The organism is Mucilaginibacter sp. NFR10 (assembly GCF_900100445.1).
Lineage (GTDB): Bacteria > Bacteroidota > Bacteroidia > Sphingobacteriales > Sphingobacteriaceae > Mucilaginibacter > Mucilaginibacter rubeus.
Map to the genome: position 1 here is coordinate 1,383,888 of NZ_FMTV01000001.1, position 26,024 is coordinate 1,409,911.

At 43.3% G+C, this 26,024-nt stretch carries 19 protein-coding genes; 9 read left to right on the forward strand and 10 right to left on the reverse strand.

Annotated elements, in window-relative coordinates; translation table 11 throughout:
* The first annotated feature begins 284 nt into the window (after positions 1 to 284).
* The 3 genes from BLP33_RS05725 (at position 285) to BLP33_RS05735 (ending at position 3,754) form a co-directional block, all read left to right on the forward strand.
* Positions 285 to 1,607: a cytochrome ubiquinol oxidase subunit I gene (locus BLP33_RS05725; protein ID WP_090525749.1), complete on the forward strand. Its 1,323-nt coding sequence runs from the start codon at positions 285 to 287 to the stop codon at positions 1,605 to 1,607.
* Positions 1,604 to 2,617 carry a cytochrome d ubiquinol oxidase subunit II gene (locus BLP33_RS05730; protein ID WP_371328317.1) on the forward strand — a complete coding sequence of 338 codons (1,014 nt, stop codon included), beginning with the start codon at positions 1,604 to 1,606 and terminating at the stop codon, positions 2,615 to 2,617. Before BLP33_RS05725 ends, BLP33_RS05730 begins: the two co-directional genes overlap by 4 nt.
* Positions 2,618 to 2,725: 108 nt before the next feature.
* Positions 2,726 to 3,754: a GntR family transcriptional regulator gene (locus BLP33_RS05735; RefSeq protein WP_090525751.1), complete on the forward strand. Its 1,029-nt coding sequence runs from the start codon at positions 2,726 to 2,728 to the stop codon at positions 3,752 to 3,754.
* Positions 3,755 to 3,914: 160 nt separating this feature from the next.
* On the opposite strand, the gene BLP33_RS05740 is transcribed toward BLP33_RS05735, so the two are convergent.
* The 4 genes from BLP33_RS05740 to BLP33_RS05755 form a co-directional block, all read right to left on the reverse strand.
* Entirely contained in the window at positions 3,915 to 5,276 is a 1,362-nt protein-coding gene (locus tag BLP33_RS05740) for a 3-keto-disaccharide hydrolase (protein WP_090525754.1), read from the reverse strand.
* A gap of 70 nt (positions 5,277 to 5,346) precedes the next feature.
* Positions 5,347 to 6,678, reverse strand: a complete 1,332-nt coding sequence (locus BLP33_RS05745; RefSeq protein ID WP_090525756.1) for a Gfo/Idh/MocA family protein — start codon at positions 6,676 to 6,678, stop codon at positions 5,347 to 5,349.
* Between the two features lie 332 nt (positions 6,679 to 7,010).
* The gene (locus tag BLP33_RS05750; protein ID WP_090526229.1) at positions 7,011 to 7,829 is read right to left on the reverse strand and encodes a peptidoglycan-binding domain-containing protein; all 819 of its coding nucleotides are present in this window, start codon (positions 7,827 to 7,829) and stop codon (positions 7,011 to 7,013) included.
* Positions 7,830 to 7,993: 164 nt separating this feature from the next.
* Complete coding sequence (locus tag BLP33_RS05755; protein WP_090525759.1) at positions 7,994 to 9,025, reverse strand: aldo/keto reductase; 1,032 nt, start codon at positions 9,023 to 9,025, stop codon at positions 7,994 to 7,996.
* 148 nt (positions 9,026 to 9,173) lie between these two features.
* Between BLP33_RS05755 and BLP33_RS05760 the strand changes: the two genes are divergently transcribed.
* The 4 genes from BLP33_RS05760 (at position 9,174) to BLP33_RS05775 (ending at position 12,341) form a co-directional block, all read left to right on the forward strand.
* Entirely contained in the window at positions 9,174 to 9,401 is a 228-nt protein-coding gene (locus tag BLP33_RS05760) for a hypothetical protein (protein ID WP_139159937.1), read from the forward strand.
* Between the two features lie 104 nt (positions 9,402 to 9,505).
* Positions 9,506 to 9,730, forward strand: a complete 225-nt coding sequence (locus BLP33_RS05765; RefSeq protein ID WP_090525766.1) for a CDGSH iron-sulfur domain-containing protein — start codon at positions 9,506 to 9,508, stop codon at positions 9,728 to 9,730.
* A gap of 93 nt (positions 9,731 to 9,823) precedes the next feature.
* Positions 9,824 to 10,636 (forward strand): tRNA pseudouridine synthase A, encoded by an 813-nt coding sequence (locus BLP33_RS05770; RefSeq protein ID WP_090525769.1) that lies wholly within the window; start codon positions 9,824 to 9,826, stop codon positions 10,634 to 10,636.
* Positions 10,637 to 11,042: 406 nt separating this feature from the next.
* The gene (locus BLP33_RS05775) at positions 11,043 to 12,341 is read left to right on the forward strand and encodes a DEAD/DEAH box helicase (protein WP_090525770.1); all 1,299 of its coding nucleotides are present in this window, start codon (positions 11,043 to 11,045) and stop codon (positions 12,339 to 12,341) included.
* Between the two features lie 299 nt (positions 12,342 to 12,640).
* Here the strand turns inward: BLP33_RS05775 and BLP33_RS05780 are convergent, their stop codons facing one another.
* Complete coding sequence (locus BLP33_RS05780) at positions 12,641 to 12,853, reverse strand: VF530 family protein (protein WP_090525771.1); 213 nt, start codon at positions 12,851 to 12,853, stop codon at positions 12,641 to 12,643.
* Positions 12,854 to 13,026: 173 nt separating this feature from the next.
* Here BLP33_RS05780 and BLP33_RS05785 point away from each other — a divergent pair, with 173 nt between their 5' ends.
* On the forward strand, positions 13,027 to 17,331 hold the full coding sequence (locus BLP33_RS05785; RefSeq protein WP_090525772.1) for a hybrid sensor histidine kinase/response regulator: 4,305 nt from the start codon (positions 13,027 to 13,029) through the stop codon (positions 17,329 to 17,331).
* Positions 17,332 to 17,350: 19 nt separating this feature from the next.
* Here the strand turns inward: BLP33_RS05785 and BLP33_RS05790 are convergent, their stop codons facing one another.
* Complete coding sequence (locus tag BLP33_RS05790; protein WP_139159938.1) at positions 17,351 to 17,881, reverse strand: hypothetical protein; 531 nt, start codon at positions 17,879 to 17,881, stop codon at positions 17,351 to 17,353.
* Between the two features lie 300 nt (positions 17,882 to 18,181).
* Between BLP33_RS05790 and BLP33_RS05795 the strand changes: the two genes are divergently transcribed.
* Entirely contained in the window at positions 18,182 to 19,681 is a 1,500-nt protein-coding gene (locus BLP33_RS05795; RefSeq protein ID WP_090525774.1) for a malate:quinone oxidoreductase, read from the forward strand.
* A gap of 7 nt (positions 19,682 to 19,688) precedes the next feature.
* Here BLP33_RS05795 and BLP33_RS05800 read toward each other — a convergent pair whose 3' ends face one another.
* Genes BLP33_RS05800 through BLP33_RS05815 form a run of 4 tightly spaced genes read right to left on the reverse strand, consistent with a single transcriptional unit; the run spans position 19,689 to position 25,952 of the window.
* Positions 19,689 to 20,246 carry an energy transducer TonB gene (locus tag BLP33_RS05800; protein ID WP_090525775.1) on the reverse strand — a complete coding sequence of 186 codons (558 nt, stop codon included), beginning with the start codon at positions 20,244 to 20,246 and terminating at the stop codon, positions 19,689 to 19,691.
* A gap of 56 nt (positions 20,247 to 20,302) precedes the next feature.
* Positions 20,303 to 21,391, reverse strand: coding sequence for an efflux RND transporter periplasmic adaptor subunit (locus BLP33_RS05805; RefSeq protein ID WP_090525776.1), 1,089 nt, complete (start codon positions 21,389 to 21,391; stop codon positions 20,303 to 20,305).
* On the reverse strand, positions 21,388 to 24,549 hold the full coding sequence (locus tag BLP33_RS05810) for an efflux RND transporter permease subunit (RefSeq protein ID WP_090525777.1): 3,162 nt from the start codon (positions 24,547 to 24,549) through the stop codon (positions 21,388 to 21,390). Before BLP33_RS05810 ends, BLP33_RS05805 begins: the two co-directional genes overlap by 4 nt.
* Complete coding sequence (locus BLP33_RS05815; RefSeq protein ID WP_090525778.1) at positions 24,546 to 25,952, reverse strand: TolC family protein; 1,407 nt, start codon at positions 25,950 to 25,952, stop codon at positions 24,546 to 24,548. The genes BLP33_RS05810 and BLP33_RS05815 overlap by 4 nt, the downstream gene beginning before the upstream one ends.
* Positions 25,953 to 26,024 lie beyond the last annotated feature (72 nt).

Here is a 26,024-nt window from a genome sequence, read left to right on the forward strand (position 1 = left end):
CTTGGGCAAGCATAAAGTGGAGGCTACTTGTGCCGCGGCTTAGCAGCACAAATAGTTTTCGTTAATAGTCAACCCTCCATACTTGCGCCAGTAAAAGTCAGTAAAAAGCATCGTCGTTTCTCTCTCGCAATGAACTCTGTGTTTGTAAATTTTTACTAAATTATCCTCATTAATACAACACTCGTCCGATAAAAAACATATTTTAAATTCAATATCGATAAGGATTTAGTTACAGATTTGTTACATTAAGCTTTAATTTCAACCATTATTTAAGTATAACATGTATGGATGATTTTTTAGCTGCCAGATCTCAAATGGCCTTATCCTTAGGTTTTCATATCATATACTCCTGTATCGGTATGGTAATGCCGGTTTTCATGGCCATATCGCATTATAAATGGATCAAAACCCAGGACCCGGTTTATAAAAACATCACTGTAGCCTGGAGTAAAGGCGTAGCTATATTTTTTGCTACCGGCGCGGTATCCGGCACCATGCTCTCTTTTGAGCTCGGGTTGCTTTGGCCCGGCTTCATGAAACACGCCGGACCGATCTTCGGGATGCCGTTTTCGTTGGAAGGTGTCGCCTTTTTTATTGAAGCGATAGCGCTTGGCTTATTCCTTTATGGCTGGAACAAATTAAATAACTGGGTACATTGGACAGCTGGCGTTATTGTTGGAATAAGCGGCGTTGCATCAGGTATCCTGGTGGTGTCAGCCAATTCCTGGATGAATAGCCCTTCGGGCTTCGATTTTGTAAACGGGCAATATATTAATATCGATCCGGTAAAAGCCATGTTTAACAAGGCCTGGTTTTCCGAGTCATTACATATGATCATAGCCGCCTTTTCGGCAACAGGTTTTGCAGTGGCCGGGATCCATGCGCTCATGATCTACCGTAAAAAGAATATCGCTTTCCATACTAAGGCGTTTAAAATAGCTATCATCTTTGGGGCAGCCGCAGCTATTTTACAACCTTTCAGCGGCGACTTATCAGCCAAAAATGCAGCTAAACGCCAGCCCGCAAAACTGGCTGCAATGGAAGCTTATTTTCACACCCAGGAATACGCACCGCTAGTTATCGGTGGTATTCCTGATACCGCTGCGAAAAAAGTGAATTACGGTTTAGAGATCCCCGGCCTGTTAAGCTTTTTAGTGCATGACAATTTTAAAACACAGGTAAACGGGTTGGATAAAATCCCTGTTAAAAACCAGCCGCCGGTGGCTGTTACTCATTACGCATTCCAGATTATGGTGGGTATAGGCGTTTTGATGATGCTGATAGGGGTCATTTATTTTTACGAACTCTGGAAAAAGAAGGACCTGCTCTCTAAACCATGGTTCCTGAAAACTTTTATCTGGGCGACACCACTTGGTTTTATAGCCCTTGAAGCCGGATGGACGGTGACCGAGGTTGGCCGCCAGCCATGGATCATACAAGGTGTTATGCGTACCAGCGAGGCAGTTACGCCAATGCCGGGTATCCAATATTCGTTTTACCTGTTCAGCTTTATTTATTTTACGTTGAGTGTAGCTGTTATATTTTTATTAAAAAGGCAAATCCAGATGGTGCCTGAATTGTATGACCGTAAAACCGTCCAGCCATGATGCTATATATTGTAATCCTATTCCTTTTTGCAGCGATCACGCTCTACTTTTTATTAGGAGGGGCCGATTTTGGCGCCGGCATTATCGAACTTTTTACATCAACCGATAACAAACACCGTACCCGTAAAATCATGTACCAGGCTATCGGCCCCATTTGGGAGGCCAATCACATGTGGCTTATTATTACCGTGGTAGTGTTGTTTGTGGGCTTTCCGGTTATCTATAGCGAAATGTGCATCTACCTGCATATTCCGCTGCTGGTGATGCTGCTTGGGGTAATTGCCCGGGGCACCGCATTTTCGTTCCGTAACTATGATGCCATTAAAGACGAAAAAACACAGGCATTTTATACCCATATATTCGTTTATTCAAGTTTTGTTACGCCGTTGTTCCTGGGTATCATTGCAGGCAGTGTCCTATCCGGGCAGATTGATCCTAAAGCCACTGATTTTGTGCACGCTTACATCTTTAGCTGGTTCAACTGGTTTTCGGTATCTGTGGGCTTCTTTACCGTGGCTTTATGCGGCTTCCTTGCGGCTATTTACATAGTTGGCGAAACTGAAGACGTTGACGAAATCAAGCGTTATATCCGCAAGGCAAAGATTATGAACATAGCCGCCGTGATATGCGGTGCATTGGTGTTCTTAGCTTCTCATTTTGAGCATGTTCACCTGGCCAACTGGATTTTTGGCAACCCCGTAAGCTTAGTTGCGGTAATTGCTGCAACCATTTCATTGGCAGTGCTTTATCTGATCATATCACACCACAGGAACAGGCAGTGGATCAGGTTGCTTGCCGCCTTCCAGGTGTGTATGATATTGATATCGGTTGGGTTTTCGCGATTCCCGAGATTTGTTATTTTTAAGGATGGCAGCTCCATGTCCTTACTTGCCGAACATGCCAATAGCAATAGTATCGATGACCTGGGGATTGGTTTATTGGTGGGTAGTTTGTTTATACTACCGGCGCTGGGGTATTTGTATTACGCGTTTAAGAAAAAAGACCGTTGATTTTTTTGATTACGCTGATTTGATTGTAATATTTAATTAAAAAGCTTGACCGTCTTTATCTGTCTTGTTTAAAAGACGAGATGTGCTGTCAAATATTACATTTGTGTTGTGAAGAATTATTTAAAGATCCTGTCAATCGACGAATATTCCATTACGCCTAAGTACCTGCAACTCTCCAATGCTATTATCAGGGCCATTGAAAGCGGGCAAATTGTGAAAGACGACATGCTCCCTTCTATCAATGATCTCAGCTATGCACTGGATACTTCCCGCAATACCATTGAGCGCGTTTATAAGGAACTGAAGGAAAAAGGCATAGTAAGCTCGGTTCCGGGAAAAGGCTTTTTTATTTCCAATACCGATTTTCAGAAGCCACTCAAGATCTTCCTACTGTTCAACAAACTCAGTACGCACAAGAAAATTATTTATGATGCCTTTGTTGCTACTATCGGCGAGCAGGCTGCTATAGATTTTTATATCTACAACAACGATTTTTACTTTTTTAAAAAGATCATTGCCGAAAGTATCCAGAGCGATTATGCCAAATACATCATTATCCCACATTTTTTAGATAATGAAACCAAGGCTCATGAAATTATCAATACCATCCCTAAAGACAAGCTGATTTTACTTGATAACCTGGTACCTGGTGTAAACGGTAAATTTGCAGCGATATATGAAAACTTTGCTACGGATGTATACGAGGCGTTGAAAAGTATGCTGGATAACCTGAGTAAATATCATACGCTTAAGCTGATCTTCCCCGGCAAAACCTATCACTCTAAAGAGATCATGAAGGGCTTCCTGAATTTTTGCAGGCAGTATGCTTTTGAATACGGTATAGTTGAAACGTTATCTACAGAAACTATCCAAAAAAACACGGTATATATCAGTCTTACGGAGGATGATCTGGTTGAGCTCATTAAAAAGATCATCGCCTCCGATTTAAAAGTGGCTAAGGACGTTGGCGTGATATCCTATAACGAAACGGCGCTTAAAGAGATCATTCTTGACGGTATCACCACCATCTCAACCGACTTTAAATTGATGGGCAGCAAAACCGCCGAGTTTGCGCTGAATAACTGCCACGAGCATTTCGCGGTTCCGTTTACGGTGAGGTTGAGGAGTTCGTTGTAGCCCCCTAAAGGGAGAACGACAGTTTAAAAGTAACGATAATTGAAGACTCAACTTGCGCAAGATTTTAACGAGTGCTTAACGTGGGTTTGCGTTTACAATGCAACTGGCGATACAATCGCCCAACCATATTAAGCACTCGTTAAAAATGAGCGCAAGTATTTTACTTCAACTCCCTAACCTTAATGCTTCTGAAAAATACCTCATTGCCATGATCCTGTAACAATAAATGGCCCTCGGCAGCTTCACCGAAGTTTTTCCAAATTTTGTACTTGCTGATTGCTACCAGGTCGCGGAAAGCTTTTGAACCGCGTTCATATTCCAGTACTTTAACGCCGTTCAGGTAGTGCTCAGCATGGTTGTTTGGATATACTACCACACGACCAGTATTCCAGGCACCTATCGGGTGTACAAAACGTTCTTGTTTATTGGCTTTGATAAGGTCATACAATGAGGCTAATGTACGGTCGCCATCACGGCCCAGTTTGGCATCGGGGTGCAGTTTATCATCAAGTACCTGATACTCCAGGCCAATAGCCGATCCCTTGGTAACTTCAGACAGTGTTACAAAATACTTAACGCCACTGTTGGCACCGGGAGTAAGCTTAAATTCAAACGACAGGTCAAAAGCACTGTAATTATCATTAGTCACGATATCGCCGCCGCCTGATTCTTCCTGTCCTGCAGATGGCAGCACGTGCATAGTACCGTTAGCATATTCCCAGCCTTTTTCAGGAAAACCTTTTAGGGTTGCACCGCGCCAGCCGGTATTAGTTTTGCCATCATATAATAACTTCCAGCCATTTGCTTTTTCGGCCGCTGTTACGCTGTTTGGTGTAAGGTTAACAACATACACATCCTTTGGAAAAGGGGTGGCTTTTAAATTATTGGTCTTTAGATTGATATTTTTAAAGTATACCTTTTTGCCTGCCTGTTTTTCTTCGCTTACCGCATGCACCTGTAAAGCGATAAAGCCTTTGCTATCGATGGTATCAACAACATCGCTTGCAGGGACACCATTTACCCATGTCTTCATCTCATTGCCGATGCATTCAATTTTGATGTGATTGTATTCGCCTACTTTAAAAGCATCCTTGGCTTTAGGGTTCAGATCAAGCGGGTATAGCCAATCGCGCCGGCCTTCGTCATAAATGCCACCAGTCCATTTGCGTGAAGATGGGTCTATTTCAAATTGCCTGCCATAAACTTTTCCTTTGCCTTTATTACCCTCAGGGTCAAAATGGCTGCGGGTTTGCACGCCCGAATTACTCAACTCACTTTCAATTTTTGCATCCAACTCTAATATAAAATTACCGTATTCCTTTTCGGTAACTAAAAATGAATTGCCCGAGTTGAGTACAGTAGTGCCTACTATGGCTCCGTCCTCTACTTTATAATCGGCATTGCCGGCAAGTTTTTTCCAGCCTTTTAGGGTTTTACCATCAAACAGTTTGGTTTGCGCGCTTACTGGGCTAAATGCCGTTGACGCCAAAAGCATAATTGCAGGGTAGATTATTTTTTTCATATTTGATATTTTCTTGTTTGATTAAAATAAATCGTCATTGCGAACACGAAGCAACAGCGTAATTAAGAAATTACACTTTCACTTCCCAACCCTTTTCATATTCGCGGCTCCAAAGCTTTTGAGCTTCAGGGTCATTTAAAATATGACCATTATTTGGATCGATATGCAATAAACGATCAACGCGATATGAGATATTGCCTAATTGCGGCAACAGGGTTGATTTGAAACCGATCTCAATCGGGCAGTTCAGTTTATCTGTTCCTCTTATCGAATCGACAAAGTTTTTCATGTGGAAGCCATCCAGCGCCTCCGTCGGGCTTACTTTGTTGGTGCCGTCGACTTTGGTGTCGTCTTTAACCTCTTTTACCAGTTTATTATCACCATCATAAACCCGATAGCTGTTGCCACTATCATAAAACAGCGTGCCTTTATCGCCATAAAATACTACTCCCCTGCTTAATTTTTCAATATCAAAGCCGTTGCAACTGCGGCATTCCCATTCGGCGGCCATATTATTGGGGAAATTGTAAAGGATATTTTGTGTGTCGGGTGTTTGCCAGTCGTCATTAAAATGGAAGCGGCCGCCTGTTGATACCACTTTGCTCGGGTAATCAACATCAAGCCCCCAGCGGATCACATCCAGCTCATGCGTACCATTATTCAGCGCCTCACCTGTGCCCCAGTTCCAAAACCAGTGCCAATTATAATGGATCAGGTTATCCTGGTAAGGCCTTCTTGGCGCAGGGCCTTGCCACAAATCATAATTTAAATTGGCTGGTACAGGGACCTGTTTGCCTTTGCCTATGCTTGCACGATGATTGGTATACCAGCCTTTTGCATAATAAGTACGGCCGATTACCCCGTCATGCAATTCCTTCACCATGGCCTGCACATTAGAGAATGAGCGACGCTGGCTGCCCATTTGCACCAGTCGTTTATACTTATTTGCTGCTTCAACAGCCATTTCCCCCTCGTGCGGATTATGACTGCAAGGCTTTTCTACATACACATGTTTGCCGGCCTGGCAGGCCATAATGGTTGCTGGAGCATGCCAGTGATCGGGCGGTGCAACCACTACTGCATCGAGATCCTTTATCTCCAGCATTTTGCGGATATCTGTTAATCCCTGCGGCTTTTTGCCTGTTTGCTTATAGATGGCATCAATCGTTTTAGCAACTACGTTTGCGTCAACATCGCAGATATAACCGATTTCTACATTGGGTAATTTGGCAAAGCTTTGAGCAAGGTATAGGCCCCGGCTGTTAGTGCCCATCATTCCTAATACTACTTTTTCGTTGGGTGATCCTTTAAAAAATCCGGTTGCTTTTGATAGTTGCGGTGCAAGCAGGAAACTTGTCCCAGCTACGGCAGTGGATTGAATAAACTTTCTACGATTGATCATATTCAAAACAGGTTAATTGGGTTGATAAGCACGCCCCGGCGGACTGCGCCGCAAATTAGCTAAGTTTTGGAAAGGGCTAAAGCTATCCGGCCATTTTTTTATGAAGCAATTGTAATTTAACTGTTACTTAATTGAGCTTAAAGCGGAAAGCGAAGATCATAAAGGTTACTCAAGCTTAAAGCAGAAAGCCTAAGGCTGAAAGCGAAGATAGTCAACGTTAAATAATTTCGACTATCAAACTATTGGCTTTAGGCTTTCAGCCTTAAGCTTTTAGCTTTTAAAGCGAAAAGCCCCATCAAGGGGCTCCGGGAGTATTAATTTGCAGGACATGCTTAAACAAGAGGTTGTATCGAAAAAACATCGAGCTTTGAAGATTGAAAATTACGTACACGTTTGTATACGCCGTTGCCGTTGCTGCTTCCATCGGTATTGGTATTTCCTTCAATAGTATCAAATAAGTCGCCATGTACGCCAATAACAATGCCTGTATGTACCCAGTCGTTAGGCGTTTTCTGAACCAGGAAAATATCGCCGGGCCTTACTACAGCAGGATTAGACCTTACTGTTGCAACACGGCTTAACAAACCTTTATTAATGCCGGTAGTACCAACAGTATCGCAACTGTAGGTTAGCGGCATAAGTGTACGAAAATCTTTTCCTAACTGGCTCGCGGCCTGGTCAATAATGGTTTGTACAAAACCCATGCACCAAAACCACTCCGTTCCTTCATTATTATCCATATAAGCCCGCACCCAGGGACCGCAATTACTTTGCCCCTTAACGGTAAGTTCAAATGGTGCGTTGCTTAAATGCTGTATAGCTGTATTCACAACCAATTCCCTTAAGCTGGTACCTGCAACCGGGCTTTTAAATGCTTTTATCATGGGTTGGCATAACTCACCGAAAACATTGCTATCAACAATGCCGGTTTGCGGCAGGTTTTTTGCCTTCTGGAAATTCTTAACCGCTGTTTCGGTGCCCGGGCCAAAGCTGCCGTCAATGCCTGTTGCTGTACCTGCCGAAGGGTTGGTAACCGCATACAGGTTAAGCCAGCTTTGAATTTTACTTACTTCTTTTTGATTGTTTGAGGCACTGCCTTTTTGTTGGGTAGCTGATATAGCTATTTCTTTAAGGTATTGTTTTTTAATCATAAAGGAAAGGTTAATAGTGATAAGGTTTAGATATCGTAATAATGGATATTTCATTACCTTCAAAAGCAAAGCTAAAGCAATCATTACAACTATAACAGCGTACTGTTACGGGATTTAACAGGAAAGCTTACGTAGTTTTACGTAAGCTTTCCTGTTATTGATTTTTAATATTGTATTGGCAGCGGTACCAGCTTTAAGTTCTGGCGCTGGTGCCAGTATGGATATATTGGGTCTACCTCGCTGGCGGCATCCAATTTTTTAACCTGCTCAACCGTCAAATTCCATCCTATGGCGCCGAGGTTTTGCTTAAGCTGCTCTTCGTTCCGTGCGCCAATTACCAGGTTGGCAATGGTAGGCCTTTGCAGTAACCAGTTCAATGCTACCTGTGCCACAGATTTACCGGTTTCTTCAGCAACTTCGTCAAGCACATCAACGATGTTATATAAATGATCAAAATTTGTGGCCGGACCATGTGCGCCACCCTGCACGGTCCTTGAGTTTTCGGGGATCGGCTCTCCCCTCCTGAATTTTCCGCTCAACTGGCCGGATGATAGCGGGCTCCAAACAATAGTGCTTACTTTTTGATCGATACCTAATGGCATCAGCTCCCATTCAAACTCGCGGTTAAGTAACGAATAATATGCCTGATGGGCTACATAACGGCTCCATCCATATTTTTCAGACACCGACAGTGATTTCATTAAATGCCAGCCCGAAAAGTTTGAGCAGGCAATGTAGCGCACTTTACCGCTGGTCACCAAATCATCAAGTGCCCTTAATGTTTCTTCAACCGGGGTGTTGGCATCAAAGCCGTGCATATGATAAATATCAATCCTGTCGGTATTTAAGCGGCGCAGGCTGTCTTCGGCCGATTTAATCAGGTGATAGCGTGATGAGCCGAAGTCGTTAACCCCTTTTCCCATAGTGAAAGTAGCCTTGGTTGAGATCAGTACTTCATTACGGATACCTTCCAGGGCCTTACCTAATATTTCTTCAGAGATGCCGTGCGAATAAACGTTTGCGGTGTCAAATAAGTTAACGCCGGCATCAAGGCAAATGTTAACCAGCTTTTTTGCCTCATCAACCTGGGTGTTGCCCCATGCTTTAAAAAATTCATTACCACCGCCAAATGTGGCAGTGCCGAAACTTAATACCGGCACCCTTAAACCGGATGCGCCTAATTGTCTGTATTCCATAGTTTAATGTTTTATGATGTAGCAGGCGGTAGCCTGTATCACAAATTTATGCGGAATGGTTACCGGCAGGGATTTTTTCAGATCATAAGTTTGTCATTTATGGCCGGTGTTTCAGTGCAGAGCGGTAAACAAATATTAATTTTGGGTAATGATTGCAGACCCGCTAAGCGTTTCCCTTTTTGAGATGAGGCTGGAAGAAATCCATCGCCGCGATCCTATGCTAAGGTATGAAATCAGTATCCGTGATTTCATAGCGTTATTTCCGCTTAAAATAAAAAATGGCAGACCGTTAAAACCCGAACAGCCTTCCTCCTTTGCACTCGACAGGGACGTGTTTTTGCAGGTGCTTGTAGCGTTTAACCAGTCATTCAACTAAATTAATCCGCACTCTCTTGTTTTGTCCAATCAGGAACACTTCTAAATAACAAATAAACAATTTTGGCGGCTTGTCAAGTTTTAACTTTGGCCAAAATTTAACACATGGAGAAAACTAAACTTACCATTAATAATAACGGTTCGGTTAAAATAGAAGGCGATTTTGAAATTGTTGATATGCAGGGCAACGCTTACGGCTTACAGGGCCGTACTGTGGTTTCTATTTGCCGTTGCGGCTTATCAGCAAACAAACCATTTTGTGATGGTTCGCACAAAGGCCATTTCGAGCATAACGCTATCGCATTTGATCTGCCTCCAAAAAAAGTATAAACAATTGTTTTATATACATTAAGCCCGGTGTTTAATTACATTGGGCTTTTGTTTTATACACGATTTTTAAAATAATCTGCATTTTTGAAAACTATGCTTAAATCAACAAGGCGGCACTTTTTTCATATAGGTTATCATGGCGCCAGGTATTCGGGCTGGCAAAAACTTTCAAAAGCAATTACGGTGCAGGAGGTGATTGAAACGGCCCTTTCCAAAATCCTGAAACAACCTGTTGCCATTAATGGTTGCGGCCGTACCGATGCCAAGGTACATGCAAGTCAGTATTTTTTTCACGCAGATATTCCTGATAATTTAGATTTCGACCTGCTATTTCGCCTTAACAAACTGCTGCCGGATGATATTGCTGTATTCGATATTATCCCGATGCAGGGCGATCCGCATGCCCGTTTTGATGGCGTAATCCGTACCTATGATTATTTCATCCATAATTATAAAGACCCATTTCTTAGTAACTTCAGTTCACTTTATCCGTATCAGGATCTTGACTTGGATGCAATGAAAAAGGCTGTTTCCATCCTGCCTCATTACACCGACTTCCGCGCCTTATGCAAAACGCCCGACAGGATTGAGCACACGATTTGCCACGTAAAATCTGCAGGGCTTTATATCGACGGCAATGGAAGCAAACTCAGATTCAACATTACTGCCAATCGCTTTTTATATAAGATGATCAGGATCACTGTTGGCCGCCTGCTTGAAATTGGCAAAGGACAGATGAGCACAGATGAATTTGAGTTTTATATTGCCAACAAACAAACACCCAAAATCATTATTCCGGCACACCCCCAGGGCTTGTATCTTTCAAAAGTAACTTATCGTTACCTTGATCTTGAACCGCGGTCGGCATTTTCACTGCTCAACAGTACAGACTGGTACCCCCTATAACATTTATTTGCCATGGCAAACGTATGTAAATGGGGGTTAACAGGGTTAACACTTTTTAAATAAAACGCGTTTAAATAACTAACATTAAGACACTTAAGCCGAAGCAAGGGTTACACTAACTGATGTTTTGAGCACTTAAACATGTCCGAATGTTTGTGCTGGTTATCGGCAAAAGCAGGTACATATGAAATCAGGGACATTAACCGCGATCAGGCCCTAAAACAAGTATCATTTGATACTGATTGCTCATCAAGATCATAACCTTATATCGTTAGCGATCTTATAACAAATCGTCGCCGCTAAATATTTAGATGCAGTTCCCCTGCCTTATCTGCTGATTTTTAAAAATATGACGCGTTAATTTGGTACTTTTGCACCCTCATTTTAAATTTTAATAAGTATCCTGATGGCGTGGTCTGATAAATTGAAGCTTAACAAACAATTATTGCGTTCGGTTAACGAAGCCGGTTTTGCAAACCCTAAAGAGCTCCAGCTTAAAACCATCAACCGCATTATTGGCGGGCAGGACATTATTGCCATTGGCCCTGAAGGCAGCGGAAAAACCACCACTTATGTATTAGGCGTATTAAACCGCTTTAACTATGCCCCCGAAGGCGTTCCGCGTGTATTGGTGCTTGTGCCGGAAAAGGAACAAGTGTTTGCTGTTATAGAACAGTTTGACAGGCTTAACAAAAATAAATCTATCCGCATAGTTGGCCTGTACGTCACCCCTGGCTTTGAAAGCCAGATGGATGAGCTTGCCGACGGTGCCGACATTGTTGTAGCCACTCCCGACAGGGCGAGGGCCATCTATCTTAAACTGGCCTTAAATTTAAATAAGGTTGATTTGCTGGTGATAGATGATGCCGACCAGATTGTAAAAAAAGGTTTGCAATTGCCGGTTGTTGAACTGGCTAACAGTATTGACAAGGGCCAACACCTGGTGTTTACCGAGGTGTTGCACGCCAAACTCGAAAAAATGCTTGATCCTTTCATGAGGCAACCGGCTACAATTGAGATTGAGGAACTGGGCGAAACGGCAATTGAAACCCATGAGCAGCTTTTATATAACGTACCAAACTTTGGCACGAAGCTAAACCTGCTCAATTTATTCATGTACGATGAAGAGCTGTTTACTAAAACCATTGTATTCGTAAACACCCAAACAACCGCCGAAAAGCTTTTTCAAAGCCTTAAAAGCCGTTTACGTACCGGTGTAGCATATTTAAACCCTAAGTTTTTCGACTCAAAGGGGTTCAAAACCATTCAAGAGTTTAAAGCCGAAGCGGGTGCAAGAATCCTGATCGTGACTAACGAAAATGACGAAAACCTTAACCTGAGCGGTATCCCCTTCCTGATCCATTTTGATTTGCCTACAGATAATGAACTGTTTATTAGTCGTGTGGCAAATCCTAATCCTGACGATAAGGAAGAAACGCTGGCCATGACCTTTGCTACTGATATCGAGTTGAGCCAGGTAAAAAAGATTGAGCAGATGATAGGGAATAAAATCCCAGTAGCCGAGCTGCCGGATGACCTGATGATAGTAACCGAGTCGAAGCCTAAAAAAGCGGATGCTAAGGAAGATGTTAAACCAGCAGGCGTTGGCGAAGCTTTTCATGAAAAGAAAGCGTCGAATGCCAAAACTTATAATTTAAGCGCCAGTACCAAGGCCAAAATGAACAAGAAGAAAAAGCACGGGTAAAAGGCTGTACCATGGCATATCCATCGCCCTTACATCATGCTGAGTAAGAAAAAGTTGGAATCTGCGAACGTAAAATGATATCAAACAAAGAGAGGGGCTGTCACCCTGAGCCTGTCGAAGGGTCGCGCGCAGAGGCCTGCCCACCATGCTTCGACTGGGCTCAGCATGCCCCCCGTTTTAAACATCTCATGAGTGATTTGTTTTGGCACCTCTCGGGATAGGCAGACGACTTGCTCAGCATGGTTGCCCGGTGAGTGGGATGTTGAAACAAATTCAACATAACTTTCTTTTTATGAGTATCACACTATCTCCAAATACAACTCTTCTACCTTTTTCCTTGCCCAATCGGTTTTTCTCAAAAATTTGAGGCTTGATTTTATACTTGGATCATCGTTAAAACAGTTGATCCTGATCCGTATGCCAAGTTCTTTCCAGCCAAAGTGAGCTACCAGTTCATTAAGGATCCTCTCAAGTGTTTTGCCATGTAATGGGTTATTGGGCTGTTGCTGCATATGGCAAAAGTAAATGTTTGTTTTGTTAAAATGGTATAACAAAATTTGTTACCATCTCGTTTAAATAGTAAATGATATTAGCTGATATTTAATAAACGGTAAATTTTATTAAATTTAATGCAGCCAATCATGCACGGTTAAACCACTTCTTCAATTTGCCCAAAAATATTTTAATGAATAGCTATAAGTGTTATCTTGTTTTATTGTTGCAAGCTATTTCGTTATGCGCGTTCTCACAAAAACGCCCCATTCATTTTCAGCATATCGGCAGCCGTGAAGGGCTTTCTGAGTTAAACATCAATTGCATTATGCAGGATAGCCGCGGCTTTATATGGGTGGGCACGCGCGACGGTCTTAACCGTTATGACGGTAACAAATTCAAAGTTTTTAAAAACATCATTAACGATACTAACAGTATCAGCAACAGCTTTGTTCAGGATGTACTCGAGGACAAAAACGGAAACCTGTGGATCTCGACCAGCGGCGGGGGATTAAACATGTACGACCGTAAACTTGATCGTTTTATCCATTATCGCCATAACCGAAACAATACCAATTCAATTGCGAGCGATATTTTAGTTAAGATAGCGCTTGATAAAAGCGGAAACCTGTGGATCTCGAATCAAAAAGAAGGTCTTGATCAGTTTAATATCGCGAAAAAAAAGTTTACCCATTACCGGTATAATGCAGCCGATGCAACCAGTTTAAGCGATAACAATGTCCGTACAGTTTATGTGGACAGTCAAAATAAGGTATGGGTGGGCACAACCTACGGCGGACTAAATCTTTATAAGCCTCAAAGCGGTGATTTTACCCGCTTTGATCATGATGAAAGCATCTCCTCTTCTATATCAGCCAACAAGGTCAATGCTATTTTGGAGGATAGCGATCATCGTTTATGGGTTGGGGTGAGTGATGGGGGCCTTAATTTGTTTAATCCGGCAACCCAAACTTTTACTCATTATAAGAATGATCCGCACGATAATAATTCCCTTTCGTACAACACGGTGCAATGCATGGTCGAAGACAGTAATCATAACTTGTGGATAGGTACGGAAAACGGCGGGTTAAGTATTTTTAATTATGCCGAAGGAAAATTTAACAACCATTTTGAGGATGATGTAGATAACAGCAGTATTGCTAATAACTCGGTAGATGTGATCCTGAAAGATAAGAGCGGGAATATATGGATCGCTGCATTTGCATCAGGCCTTAACTTTTATAAAAAAACAAGCGAAAACTTCATACATTACAAGCACGGCGCCCAGCCAAATAGTCTGTCAAATAACTTTGTATTAAGCATTTACGAAGACAAAAATAACAACATATGGCAAGGCACAGATGGCGGCGGCCTCAATCTTTTCAACCCTGAGAAGGGTGAGTTTAAGGTTTATAAAAACAACAAAAACGACAATGCCAGTATTTGCGGCAACTATGTTTTGACTATACAGGAAGATGCGAAAAATAACCTGTGGATTGGCACCTGGGGCGATGGCGTAAGCATGATGAACCCGCAAACCCGCAGGTTCAGGACATTTAAACACAACCCGGACGACAGTACAAGCATAAGCGGCAATAACATTTATGCCATAACCAAAACACTTGATGGAAAACTATGGTTTGGCACGCTTGGGACAGGGCTTGATTTATTTGACCCTAAAACCAATAAATTTATTCATTACCGCCATAAAACCAATAACCCCAAAAGCATAAGCAGCGATAATATCAATTCGCTGCTTGGCGATTCGAAAGGTAACCTTTGGGTGGGCACTAATGATGGAGGCGTAAACCTGTATGATGCTGCAACTGATTCATTTAAACCGGTACAATACGAAAAACTGAACAGCGCGGTAGGCAACAACACAGCGCTCGACCTTTTTGAAGATCACCTGGGTAATATCTGGATCTGCACTTACGGCGGTATCTATCGCTTAAATCCTGCTACAGGTAAGGTTACAAACTTTAAAGCAAAGGATGGCCTTCCCAATGATTATGCGTACGCGGTTGAAGAAGATAACAGCGGTAATTTATGGATCAGTACTAATAAAGGCATTTCCAAATACAATCCTAAAACTAACCAATTCAGAAATTTCACCATTGAGGATGGTTTACAGGCCGACGAGTTTAAACCTCACTCGGCTGTAAAAAGTCATGATGGCACCATGTACTTTGGCGGGGTTAACGGGTTTAATATGTTTAATCCTGAAAATATCCATGAAAATATATATAACCCTCCACTGGTACTTACCGATTTTCAGATTTATAACAAATCTATCCGCGTAGCTCAAAACAGCGATGATCCTTCGCCCCTGAAAGAAGATATTTCTGAAACAAAATCAATAACCTTAACGCATGATCAATCGGTTATATCGTTTGAATATGTATCTATGGACTTTGCCCTAAGCAACAAGGGAACGTATGCTTATTTACTCGAAGGCTTTGATAAAGCATGGAATTATGTAGGCAATAAAAACACGGCCACGTATACCAATCTGCCGGCCGGAAATTATGTATTCAGGGTGAAAAGCCGCAGCGCCGATGGTAAATGGTCTATCCGGCAGGTAAGCCTGAATGTTACTGTGCTTCCGCCTTTCTGGCTTACCTGGTGGTTTATCAGTTTGCTGATCTTGCTGATTGTTACGGCCATTTATGCATTTTATCGCTATAAAGTAAATGCTATAGTTAAACAAAAAAACCTGCTTGAAAAGCAGGTCAGCGAACGTACCGCCGAGGTACTGCAACAATCGGAAGAGTTGAAAACACAGTCCGAAAACCTGCAGACCTTAAATGCCGAACTCCAAAATCAGTCAGAAGAGTTACAGGCTTTGAACGAAGAACTGCTTTCCCAATCGGAAGAGCTGCAACTGCAAAAAGAACAGGAACGTGAGGCCCGGGAAGAAGCTGATAAAGCTAACCAGGCCAAAAGCATATTTTTAGCTACCATGAGCCATGAGATCAGGACGCCCATGAACGGCGTTATTGGCATGGCCTCGCTACTGGGCGAAACTGAACTGAATGCCGAGCAACGTGATTATACGGATACCATTATTTCCTGCGGTGATAGTTTGGTAAATGTGATCAATGATATCCTTGATTTCTCCAAAATCGAATCAGGAAAGATGGAAATGGAGCAGGAAGATTTTGACCTGCGCCAGTGTATCGAAGAGGTGATGGATATCTTTTCGCAAAATGCAGCCAAACGCGAACTGGAGCTGGTTTACCAGATTGACCCCGCCCTACCACAGCAGGTAATTGGCGATAGCTTGAGATTAAAACAGGTGCTCACTAATTTAACTGGTAATGCACTTAAGTTTACCGAATGCGGCGAAGTATTTATTAAAGTATTCTTATCCAAAAATATTGGCGATAAGGAAATTGAGATTGGTTTTAGCGTGATGGATACCGGTATAGGAATCCCGGAGGATAAATTGACAACTTTGTTTAATGCGTTTTCGCAGGTTGATTCATCTACCACGCGCAAATATGGAGGCACCGGGCTTGGCCTTGTGATCAGCCAGCGCCTGGTAAACTTAATGGGGGGCGAAATATGGGCTGAAAGTGTTTATGGAGAGGGCTCTGTTTTTGTATTCACCATAAAAGCCACTATCAGCAACAAACAGTCCAAACATGTACCTATTGTTTTTAATGCCGAAGAGCTGGAGGGCAAAAAGGTACTTATAATTGATGATAATAAAACAAACCGGTTTATCCTGCAAACGCAGCTCGAACAATGGGGAATCCAAACGGTGGCGGCGGCCTCGGGCAGGCAGGCGCTTGACATCCTTACTGCCAATAATGGATTTAACCTGGTTATAACCGATATGGAAATGCCTGAGATGGATGGTGTAGGATTGGCCCGGGAAATCAAGAGCAATTATGGAGAATTGCCGGTAATTATGCTCAGTTCCATAGGCGATGGTTCAAAGAAAAAATATCCGGGCTTATTTTCAACCATTTTAACTAAGCCAGTAAAACAATCGCAATTGGGTAAAAGCCTACAGGCCGAATTCCAGGGGAAAAAACAAGCGCCGGCTCCTGAAGCAAAGCCGGATAAATTACTTGATATAAATTTTGCGAAAGATCACCCCCTTAGCATACTTGTAGCTGAAGATAACACGGTTAATCAAAAGCTCATTAGCCGCATGTTGGAGAAGCTGGGCTATAGTTTTGAACTGGCCCATAATGGGCATCAAACGCTCGATAAACTAAAGGCTAATCCAACCTTCGATGTAATTTTCATGGATGTACAAATGCCTGAGATGGATGGCTTTGAGGCAACCCGGCATATTCGTCAATATGCTTTTAAGCAGCCTTTTATCATTGCTATGACCGCTAATGCCGGCCCCGACGACCGGGATATGTGTATAAGTGAAGGCATGGACGATTATATTGCCAAGCCCATGAAAACCGAAGCACTGATCAATGTTTTAAAGGGCGCTTACAAAATGATGAAAAATGCAAAGGGCAAGTATGTTTAACTGCTAAAAGCAAAGCTACTTATTGTGATGCCACACCCCAGTAACAACTATGGCGGATTTTTTTAAGAATAGCAGGTGTTATGCTTGACACTTCATGCTGATATTTATTTTGGTTATTGAGCAGGTACATGGTACCGTTGGTATTGTTATAAATATATGAGCATAAACGCGCGTCTTCACCGTCTTCATCTTTCTTTACGTCAACTCTTATACCGTTGGTTTGGTTACTGGTGTCTGTTGTTAATGCAGGGGCCGACGCTTTTACCCAGTTAATGGTATAATTTATACTTTGCGGCGAAATACCATTAGTACTTTCTTTGTAACTTTTACTATCCTGAATAACTGCAAGCAAACATTTTACGCATGGATCGCCCACCGTGGCTTCCCCATATTTTTTGCGCGGATTATTGATCACGCTATCCTTTTTACCTGCAACGGTAACTGTTGTTTTTGAAATATCATTTGATACAGGTTTCGGTTTATTTTGTTTGCAGGCAAATATGGTCATCGCCAAGGCGCAAAAACAAATACTTGGTTTAAACAGAATCATGGTTTATAAATTAGCTCTTAACTTATATACATCATTTTAGCCGTTTTGTGTTATCGTATTTTGATATACCAAATGCGGTATTAATCTATAAATTGAGTTTAAACAATTTAAACATAGATTTTATTGCATTTAATGGACAGGTAAAGGACAGTTTTTCTATAAAAATTTCTTAAAATTGCCTGATTTATTTTGCCGGGCCGGTTAATTAGCGGCAGGACTTAAACCATCATAACAATTTTAAAAAACGAGGTTTACCTTGTTATAAATAACACTGCGGCATATGCAGGATATCATAATAAAATGACTAATAGCGGTACAGGTTCAAATTTAACAGTTGATGTGGTTTTAATTGGCGCAGGTATTATGAGCGCCACCCTTGGTGTAATGCTTAAAGAGCTGCAGCCCGATCTGACGATTGAAATTTTTGAACGCCTGGATGTTATCGCTGCCGAAAGCTCGGCACCGATGAACAATGCAGGTACCGGCCACTCGGCATTTTGTGAATTAAACTACACCCCCCTGCTTCCCGATGGTACCGTTGAAATAAAAAAAGCTATTAAAATTGCCGAGCAGTTTGAAACCAGTAAGGAGTTTTGGGCTTATCTTATTGAACAGGGCCTTTTAAATAACCCGCAAAGTTTTATCCGTAAAGTGCCGCACATGAGCTTTGTTTGGGGCGAAGAGAACGTTGAATATCTAAAAAAACGTCAGCAGGCCCTTACCAAACATCACTTTTTTAAAGGGATGGAATACTCGGAGGATAAGGCTCAAATAAAGAAATGGATCCCGCTGGTGATGGAAGGCCGCGACCCTGATGAAAAAGTATCGGCAACGTATATGGATATCGGCACCGACGTAAACTTTGGCAGCCTTACCAGTGCGCTTATAGACGAGCTTAAACAAAAAGGGGGCGTAAACATAAGCCTTAATCATGATGTAAGGAATATTAAACGCAATGCCGACGGCACCTGGAAAATTACCGTGAAAGACAAGAACACAGGCAATAAAAGAAAATTGAATGCCAAATTTGTTTTTGTTGGTGCCGGTGGTGGTGCCTTGCCTTTGCTGCAAAAATCAGGGATCCCGGAAAGTAAAGGCTTTGGCGGCTTCCCGGTAAGCGGCCAGTGGCTGGTGTGTAACAACCCCGATGTGGTAAAACAACATGAAGCCAAAGTTTATGGTAAGGCATCGGTTGGTTCGCCGCCAATGTCGGTTCCTCACCTGGATACCCGGATGATTGACGGTAAACGAGCTTTACTTTTTGGCCCATATGCAGGTTTTTCAACCCGCTTCCTGAAAAAAGGATCATTGCTTGATCTTTTTAGCTCTATTAAACTAAACAATATACTTCCCTTGCTTGCTGTAGGGCGCGATAACTGGCCTTTAACCAAGTACCTCATTTCTCAGGTTATGCAATCGCCTGCCGACAGGCTTAACGCACTTAAAGATTACATGCCAACGGCCAAAGCCGGGGATTGGGACCTGGATATAGCCGGTCAGCGTGTACAGGTTATTAAAAAGGACGCCAAACATACTGGTGTGCTGGAATTTGGCACAGAGGTGGTTACCTCTGCTGATGGTAGTATCTCGGCCTTGTTAGGTGCCTCACCGGGCGCTTCGACTTCGGTACCTATTATGATCCAGCTTATCGAACGCTGTTTTAAAAACCACGTCAAAACAGAGGCCTGGCAGCAAAAATTCAGACAGATGATCCCTTCATATGGTGTGTCATTGGCCAGTAACGAGGCTTTGAGTGACGAGACCAGGGCAAGAACGAGCAAAGTTTTGGGATTGGTTTAAAATTAACTTAGTGTTGTTCATAAGCCAATGAAAAACTTATTGGTACAGAACAAATTACATCGACAGTAACTCCATAACTGGTGGCAGGTTTCCATGGTGGGGATAAACGCATTACCCGCAGAGCTTCTTGAGCCAGGATTTGGTTCCCTTGTACGGAGTGAATATCGCGTAAGATGCCCTGCCGATCAACGATAAAGGTTAAGATTGCCCGCCCCTGTATATTGTGATTGCGTGCCTCAAGCGGGTATACTATACTTTTCGCAAGGTAGCTTCCGAATTTGTTTAGCCCTCCCATAAATTCAGGGGCAGTATATTCCTTATTAAAAGAATATTTATTACCGCTTTTCGCATAGCTGTTCCCTGCAATCACGTTGCCGCTTTTATAAGTTGCCTCATAGCGTAAAGTATCGTTTAAGGTTACATTCCAGGCGCCGTCTTTTAAACCGTCTTTTATAGGACCAGTACCGATTGTGTATCTAAAATCATCAGAATAAAGTATTACGGTTCCGTTGCCGTTTTCGGCTAACGTCCGCTCTGTTGAGTCAATGCATTGGCTTACTGTCAATGTTTCGATTGGAACCCCGGAATTAATTTATAACCTCGGTGTAATACATTAATCAACTATTGCTTAACAGGAAGAATTGTGCCCTCTTTCATCTCCTCGTTAGCTTGTTTAACCAGCTTGTCACCATCTTTCAACTCACCGGTAATTTCTACTTTTTCTTTGCCTGTAAATCCTGTTTTTACATCTACCCAATTGGCTTTGCCGTTTACCAGTTTCACCACAAACTTGCGTTCCTGCGTGGTTACAACAGCCTTGTAAGGTACCGTAAAGCCAGGATCAGGACGATCAACATTTAAGGTGATCTGGGCAAACATACCGGGCTTAAGCTGTTTTTTTTGATTGGGGAAACTAAACTCCCATGTTTCGCTCCGGGTATCTGAGCTGATCGCTTCCGATTTTCGCGCAAGATTGGCTTTAAATACAACTCCCGGCAAAGCAGAAACAGTAAACGAGGCCAGGTTATCTTCTATTTTAGTGGCATTATAAGCCTCCGGTACCGGGACCTGGATCCTTAACAACGAGTTATCCTCTACAGTAAAAAGCAGGATCTTACCGGTATTATCCACATAATCGCCTTTAAAAATATTACGCGCGGTAACTACTCCGTTAAATGGTGACCGGATAACCAGGTAATCTTCTAATGCATGGTTAGCCTGGTTGGCAGCTTTGGAAGCTTCGTAAGCGGAGCTATCTGTTTTCATTTGGTTGCGGGCAATATCCAGTTCATTATCTGATATGGCGCCGGGTGTTTTGGATGCTTTTAACAACCGTGAATAAATGCTTTTGCTGGACAGGAACTTAGAATAAGCCCCCTGGCTATTACTGCGGCTCTGCGCCTCGCCGGCTTTTAATTCAGGCGCGTCCAGGATACAAAGCACCTGGCCTTTACTTACCGTGCTGCCAATGTCCGCTTTTACATCTTTTACGTAACCGGCTGTACGGGCATAGATATTGGCCCGGTCGTTTGGTATAATTTCTCCGGTGAGGCTGAGTTTATTGCTCACTTTACCGGCTTTAAGCTCAACGATCTCTACAGGTTGTTTTGCCGGCGCCACCGTAGCTACCGGCGTCTTATTGCCATTGCTGCCGCAAGCCCCAAGTACCAGCAACAGGCCTAATCCTAAATATGTATGTAATGCTTTCATGCGTTTGGTTCGGTAATGGTAAAGTATTTGCTTTTCTTATCGTCGGGATCAAGTGAGATTAACTTAACCGGGCGATCGCCGGCTAAGGCATGATAGATCAGCGGTAAAATCAACAGGCTCAAGAGCAACCCGAACAATAACCCGCCTATTACCGCTATGCCTAAAGGTGCGGTCTGATCCCCGCCCTCACCTATTCCCAATGCCATCGGGACCATACCTGCAATCATTGCAAGGCCGGTCATCAGGATTGGCCTTGTCCTGTCCCTGATCCCGATCAGAAATGAATTTTCAGTTCTTAGTTTACGATAGTTTTCCGCCTGTATGATAAACAGGATAGCATTGGCCACCGCCACGCCAATGGCCATAATACAACCCATGTAAGATTGAATGTTTAAGGTTTTGCCCGTTAGCCACAGCAATAAAAAACACCCGGTCAATACGCCTGGTATAATACCGATCACGATCAGCGAAATCCTGAATGATTGGAAATTAACAGCCAGCAACAGGAATATCACGACAATGGCCAGCAGGACACCTGTTTGCAGTTCATCAAATGTTTGCTGAAACACTTCTGCCTGGCCCTGCTGCTGGATCTTCATACCATCGGGCAACTTGCCTAAGCCCGCAATAATCTTATCAATGTCGCTGATGGCAGCGCCTAACGATTTGCCATGCAGGTTAGCTGTAAGCGTGATAAAACGCTTTTGGTTTAAACGGTCGTACTCCCCTTCTATCCTACCCATCTTCCAACTGGCCACATCACGCATAAACACCTGTTTGCCGCCATTTGAACCCAATAGGATATTATCTACCTTACCAGGGTCGTTCATGACAAACTCCGGCACCTGAACCTGCACCTGGTAAGCAGTGGCATTAGCTTTATCCAACCAGTAATTGGGCTGGGTAAACCTGCTGGAAGACGTGGCGGCGATCAATGATTTACTTGCGTCATCTACCGTTAAGCCTAATTGTCCTAACCTAACCCGGTCAAACTCCAGTTTCATGGCGGGGTAACTTTGAGGTGCGCCATAGGTAATATCCCGCAGGTATGGCAATTTGTGTAGTTGATCCAGGATCCGCTGCGCAAAATCCCTGTCCTGTAATAAATTTTTACCCAATATCCTAATCTGTACAGGGGTATTGGTGCCCTGGCTCATCACCTGGTCTACCAGGTCCGACGGCTCAAAGGAAATTTGCATACCGGGTATTTTCAGGACCACTTCTTTTCTCAAAGTTTCCTTAAAATCTTCGAGATTTATGCCTGCATTCTCCACGAAATTGACTTTAAGAACTGCTTCCTGGGGGCCGCTCGTCCATAAGTGGATGGCATTAACAGGGTATGACGAACCCTGGTTGCCGATAAAGGCAGAAGTAATGGCTATTTTTTGCCCGCCCGATAAACTATCTATCAGGGTCAGCAATGCTTTGGTTTTAGTTTCAGTACGCTCAAGACGGGTGCCATCGGCTAAACGAACCCTGACCTGGAATTGGCCTGCATCAACTTTAGGAAATAATTCTTTTCCTAAAACATTGAACAATAAAACCGCGGCAACCACAGATACCAACAGGTATATCGTAACAATCAATGTAGATGCGGTGGCGACTTTTTTCAGCCATTTTCCATGCCGGTCTTTAAATTTACTCATCTTTTCGCCCTCTTTCGCGTTTTCGCTCAAATGATCCTTAAAAAGCCAGTTGGCCATGACCGGGACAAAGGATTGTGAAAGCAGGAATGACGCGATCATGGCCAAACCTACCGCTAAGGATAAAGGCAAAAACATTGCTTTGGGAATACCGGACATAAAAAATGCCGGAAAAAATATCGCAAGGATACATAGCAATATTAACAGCTTGGGTAATGCTATCTCTTTAGAAGCTTCCAGTATCGCCCGGCCTTTCGACTCGCCTTTTTCCTGGTGATGATGGATATTTTCTATAGTAACGGTAGCTTCATCTACTAAAATACCAACGGCCAGCGCCAGGCCGCCTAAAGTCATGATATTGATGGATTGCCCGAATAATTTCAAACAAATAATTGCTGATAACAAAGCCAGCGGAATAGTAAGCACTACAATAAGCGAGCCCCTCCAGTCGCGCAGAAATAACAGTACCATCAGGCCGGTGAGCACGGCGCCCAATACCCCTTCTGTAGTTAAACTTTTTATCGAATTGATGACATAGCCCGACTGGTCAAACTCGTAGCTCGCTTTGATATCCGGCGGTATGGCAGCCTGCATATCCGGCAATGCCGCTTTAACCCGCTGAACCACATCCCAGGTGGAAGCATCCGCCCTTTTGGTTACAGGAATATATACGGAGCGTTTACCGTTAATGAGCGCATAACCTGATGTAATATCAGCCCCATTATCTACAGCGGCCACATCATGTACAAAAACAGCCGGGCCGCTGCCTGTTTTGATAGGAATATTAGCCAGGTCCTGGATGTTTTCCACAACCGTATTTTGCGGCGTGATCAACGTTTGGTCGCCTACACGAATATTACCCGAGGGGGTGATGACATTCCCCTTGGCAATGGCGGTTACCAGGTCCTGGGGTGTAACGTTATAACTGCGTAATTTATCAGGATCAGCTTTAATGAGTACGGTTCTCTGGTTACCCCCAAACGGCGGCGGAGCGGAAACACCCGGCAGGGTTGAGAACATGGGCCTTACCTTAAACAAGGCCAGGTCCTGCACTTCAGACAGGGAGCGCGTTGAGCTGAATACCAGTTGCCCTACCGGTACACTGCCGCCGTCAAAACGGGTAACAAAGGGAGATATAGTACCCGGTGGCATAAATGCCCTTGCCCGGTTCACCATCGCCACAACTTCACCGGTGGCCTGGCCCATATCCGTACCCTCATGAAAGTTCAGCTTTAGCAGGGTTACGCCTTGTATTGTCTTGCTTTCAACCGATTTGATGCCCGTAACATACAGAAAGTGGTATTCATAATAAGAAGTGATATAACCTTCCAATTGCTCGGCAGACAAGCCGCCATAGGTTTGTGCTACATAGATGGTTGGGGTGCCCAGTTTTGGAAAAATATCTACGGGCATATTGCGAATAGAAATTACGGAAAAGAAAATGATGGCGATAACCGCGACAATGATCGTTACCGGTTTTCTTAATGAACCATATAAAAGCTGGATGATATTCATTTTCCGTATTGATTTAAAAAGATATCTATATTGCCTTGGTAAGCAGCCTTAGTTAATAAAGATTTCCAGGCTCCCCAATAAGCGATCTTAACCGAGGCTTCCGATTGGTAGAGCAATTGCAGGGATTGGATCACATCATAATAACTGATGAGCCCCGACTGATAGCGGGATTGTATTGCCTGGTAGGCGTACCGCGCCGCTTTCAATGCTTCCGGGGCCAGGCGGGCAGATTGTATGGACTTAGTTAAAGCGGAATCTGCTATTTCCCGCTCAGTATTCAAATGAAGTTCGGTTTGTTTAAGCTGCTCCCGGCTGGCCTCAATATTCAGTTGCTGCTGTTTGAATAAGGGTTTCTGTCGAAATACTTCCATGATAGGAAAAGAAAGCTGTGCGCCGATACCATAATTATACCGCTCAAAACGCCACCCATCACCATTATTAACCGCCCCATCGGCGGCTACGCCTGATCCGCGGCCATAACCCACGCTCCAGATAGTTAGTTTAGGCAAAAGGCTTCTTTTGTAGGTTTTAAGGGTTAACTCATTGGTCAGTACATTGGTTTTTTGCAAGCTAAGCTCGGGATGTTCAGTATCATCAGCATTGAGTGGAACAACAGGCAGGCTCTTAAACATCGCAGAATCTGCCACCGGGGTACCGGGTAAGTTACCACCGGTGAGTTCTTTTAAAACGATCAGGCATGAATCCCTTCGGCGTTCAAAAGCTATGAGTTGGATCTGTGCTTTAGCCAGTTCGGCGTGAAAAGTAGATGAATCCGTTCCAGGCCTTAACCCGCTTGATACAACAGCCTGCGATTGTTTCAGGTGATAAGCATCCCTGCTGATATTACTTTGATAAACTTTAACCAGGTCGGCAGTAAGCAGGTAATTGAGCCAGGCATTAATCACAAATATCTTATGCTGAAAAATGGTAAGCGTTTCGTCGGCTTGCCCGTTTTTGAGTTTCCCCCTGGCCAATTCAACGGCTGCTCCACGCTGCCCAAAGGTAAAAGGCTCCCATTGCAGGTTCAGAGCTGCGGCACTTCCTGGCGTGCCTTTATAATCATTTGATTTGCTTGGCGGGCCGCTGATAGGTGTAATGTATTGCGGGTAAATCATACCCGTAATATTGTTGTAAGTAGCGTAATCTACCTGGTAAGATGCATTTATAGAAGGAATGATGCCGTTTTGCTGTAATTTAACGGCATATTGCAATCCCTGGGTCTGCAAACGTTTGGCTTTAATCAGCGGATAATTACGGGCCGCCGTGCTGAGCAGGGAATCAAGATAAATGCTGCCGGATTGCTGTGCATGAAGCTGCTGACAAAACAACCCCATGGCCAGCATCAACAGTATAATTTTTGAGGTTTTAGCCTGATAAAATTTCGAATAGGTTTTTGAATACACTATATATAAATTTATGGTTGCAACGCTATAAACAATCTACTGGAAAAGCTTGAATAAAATTTACCATTTGGA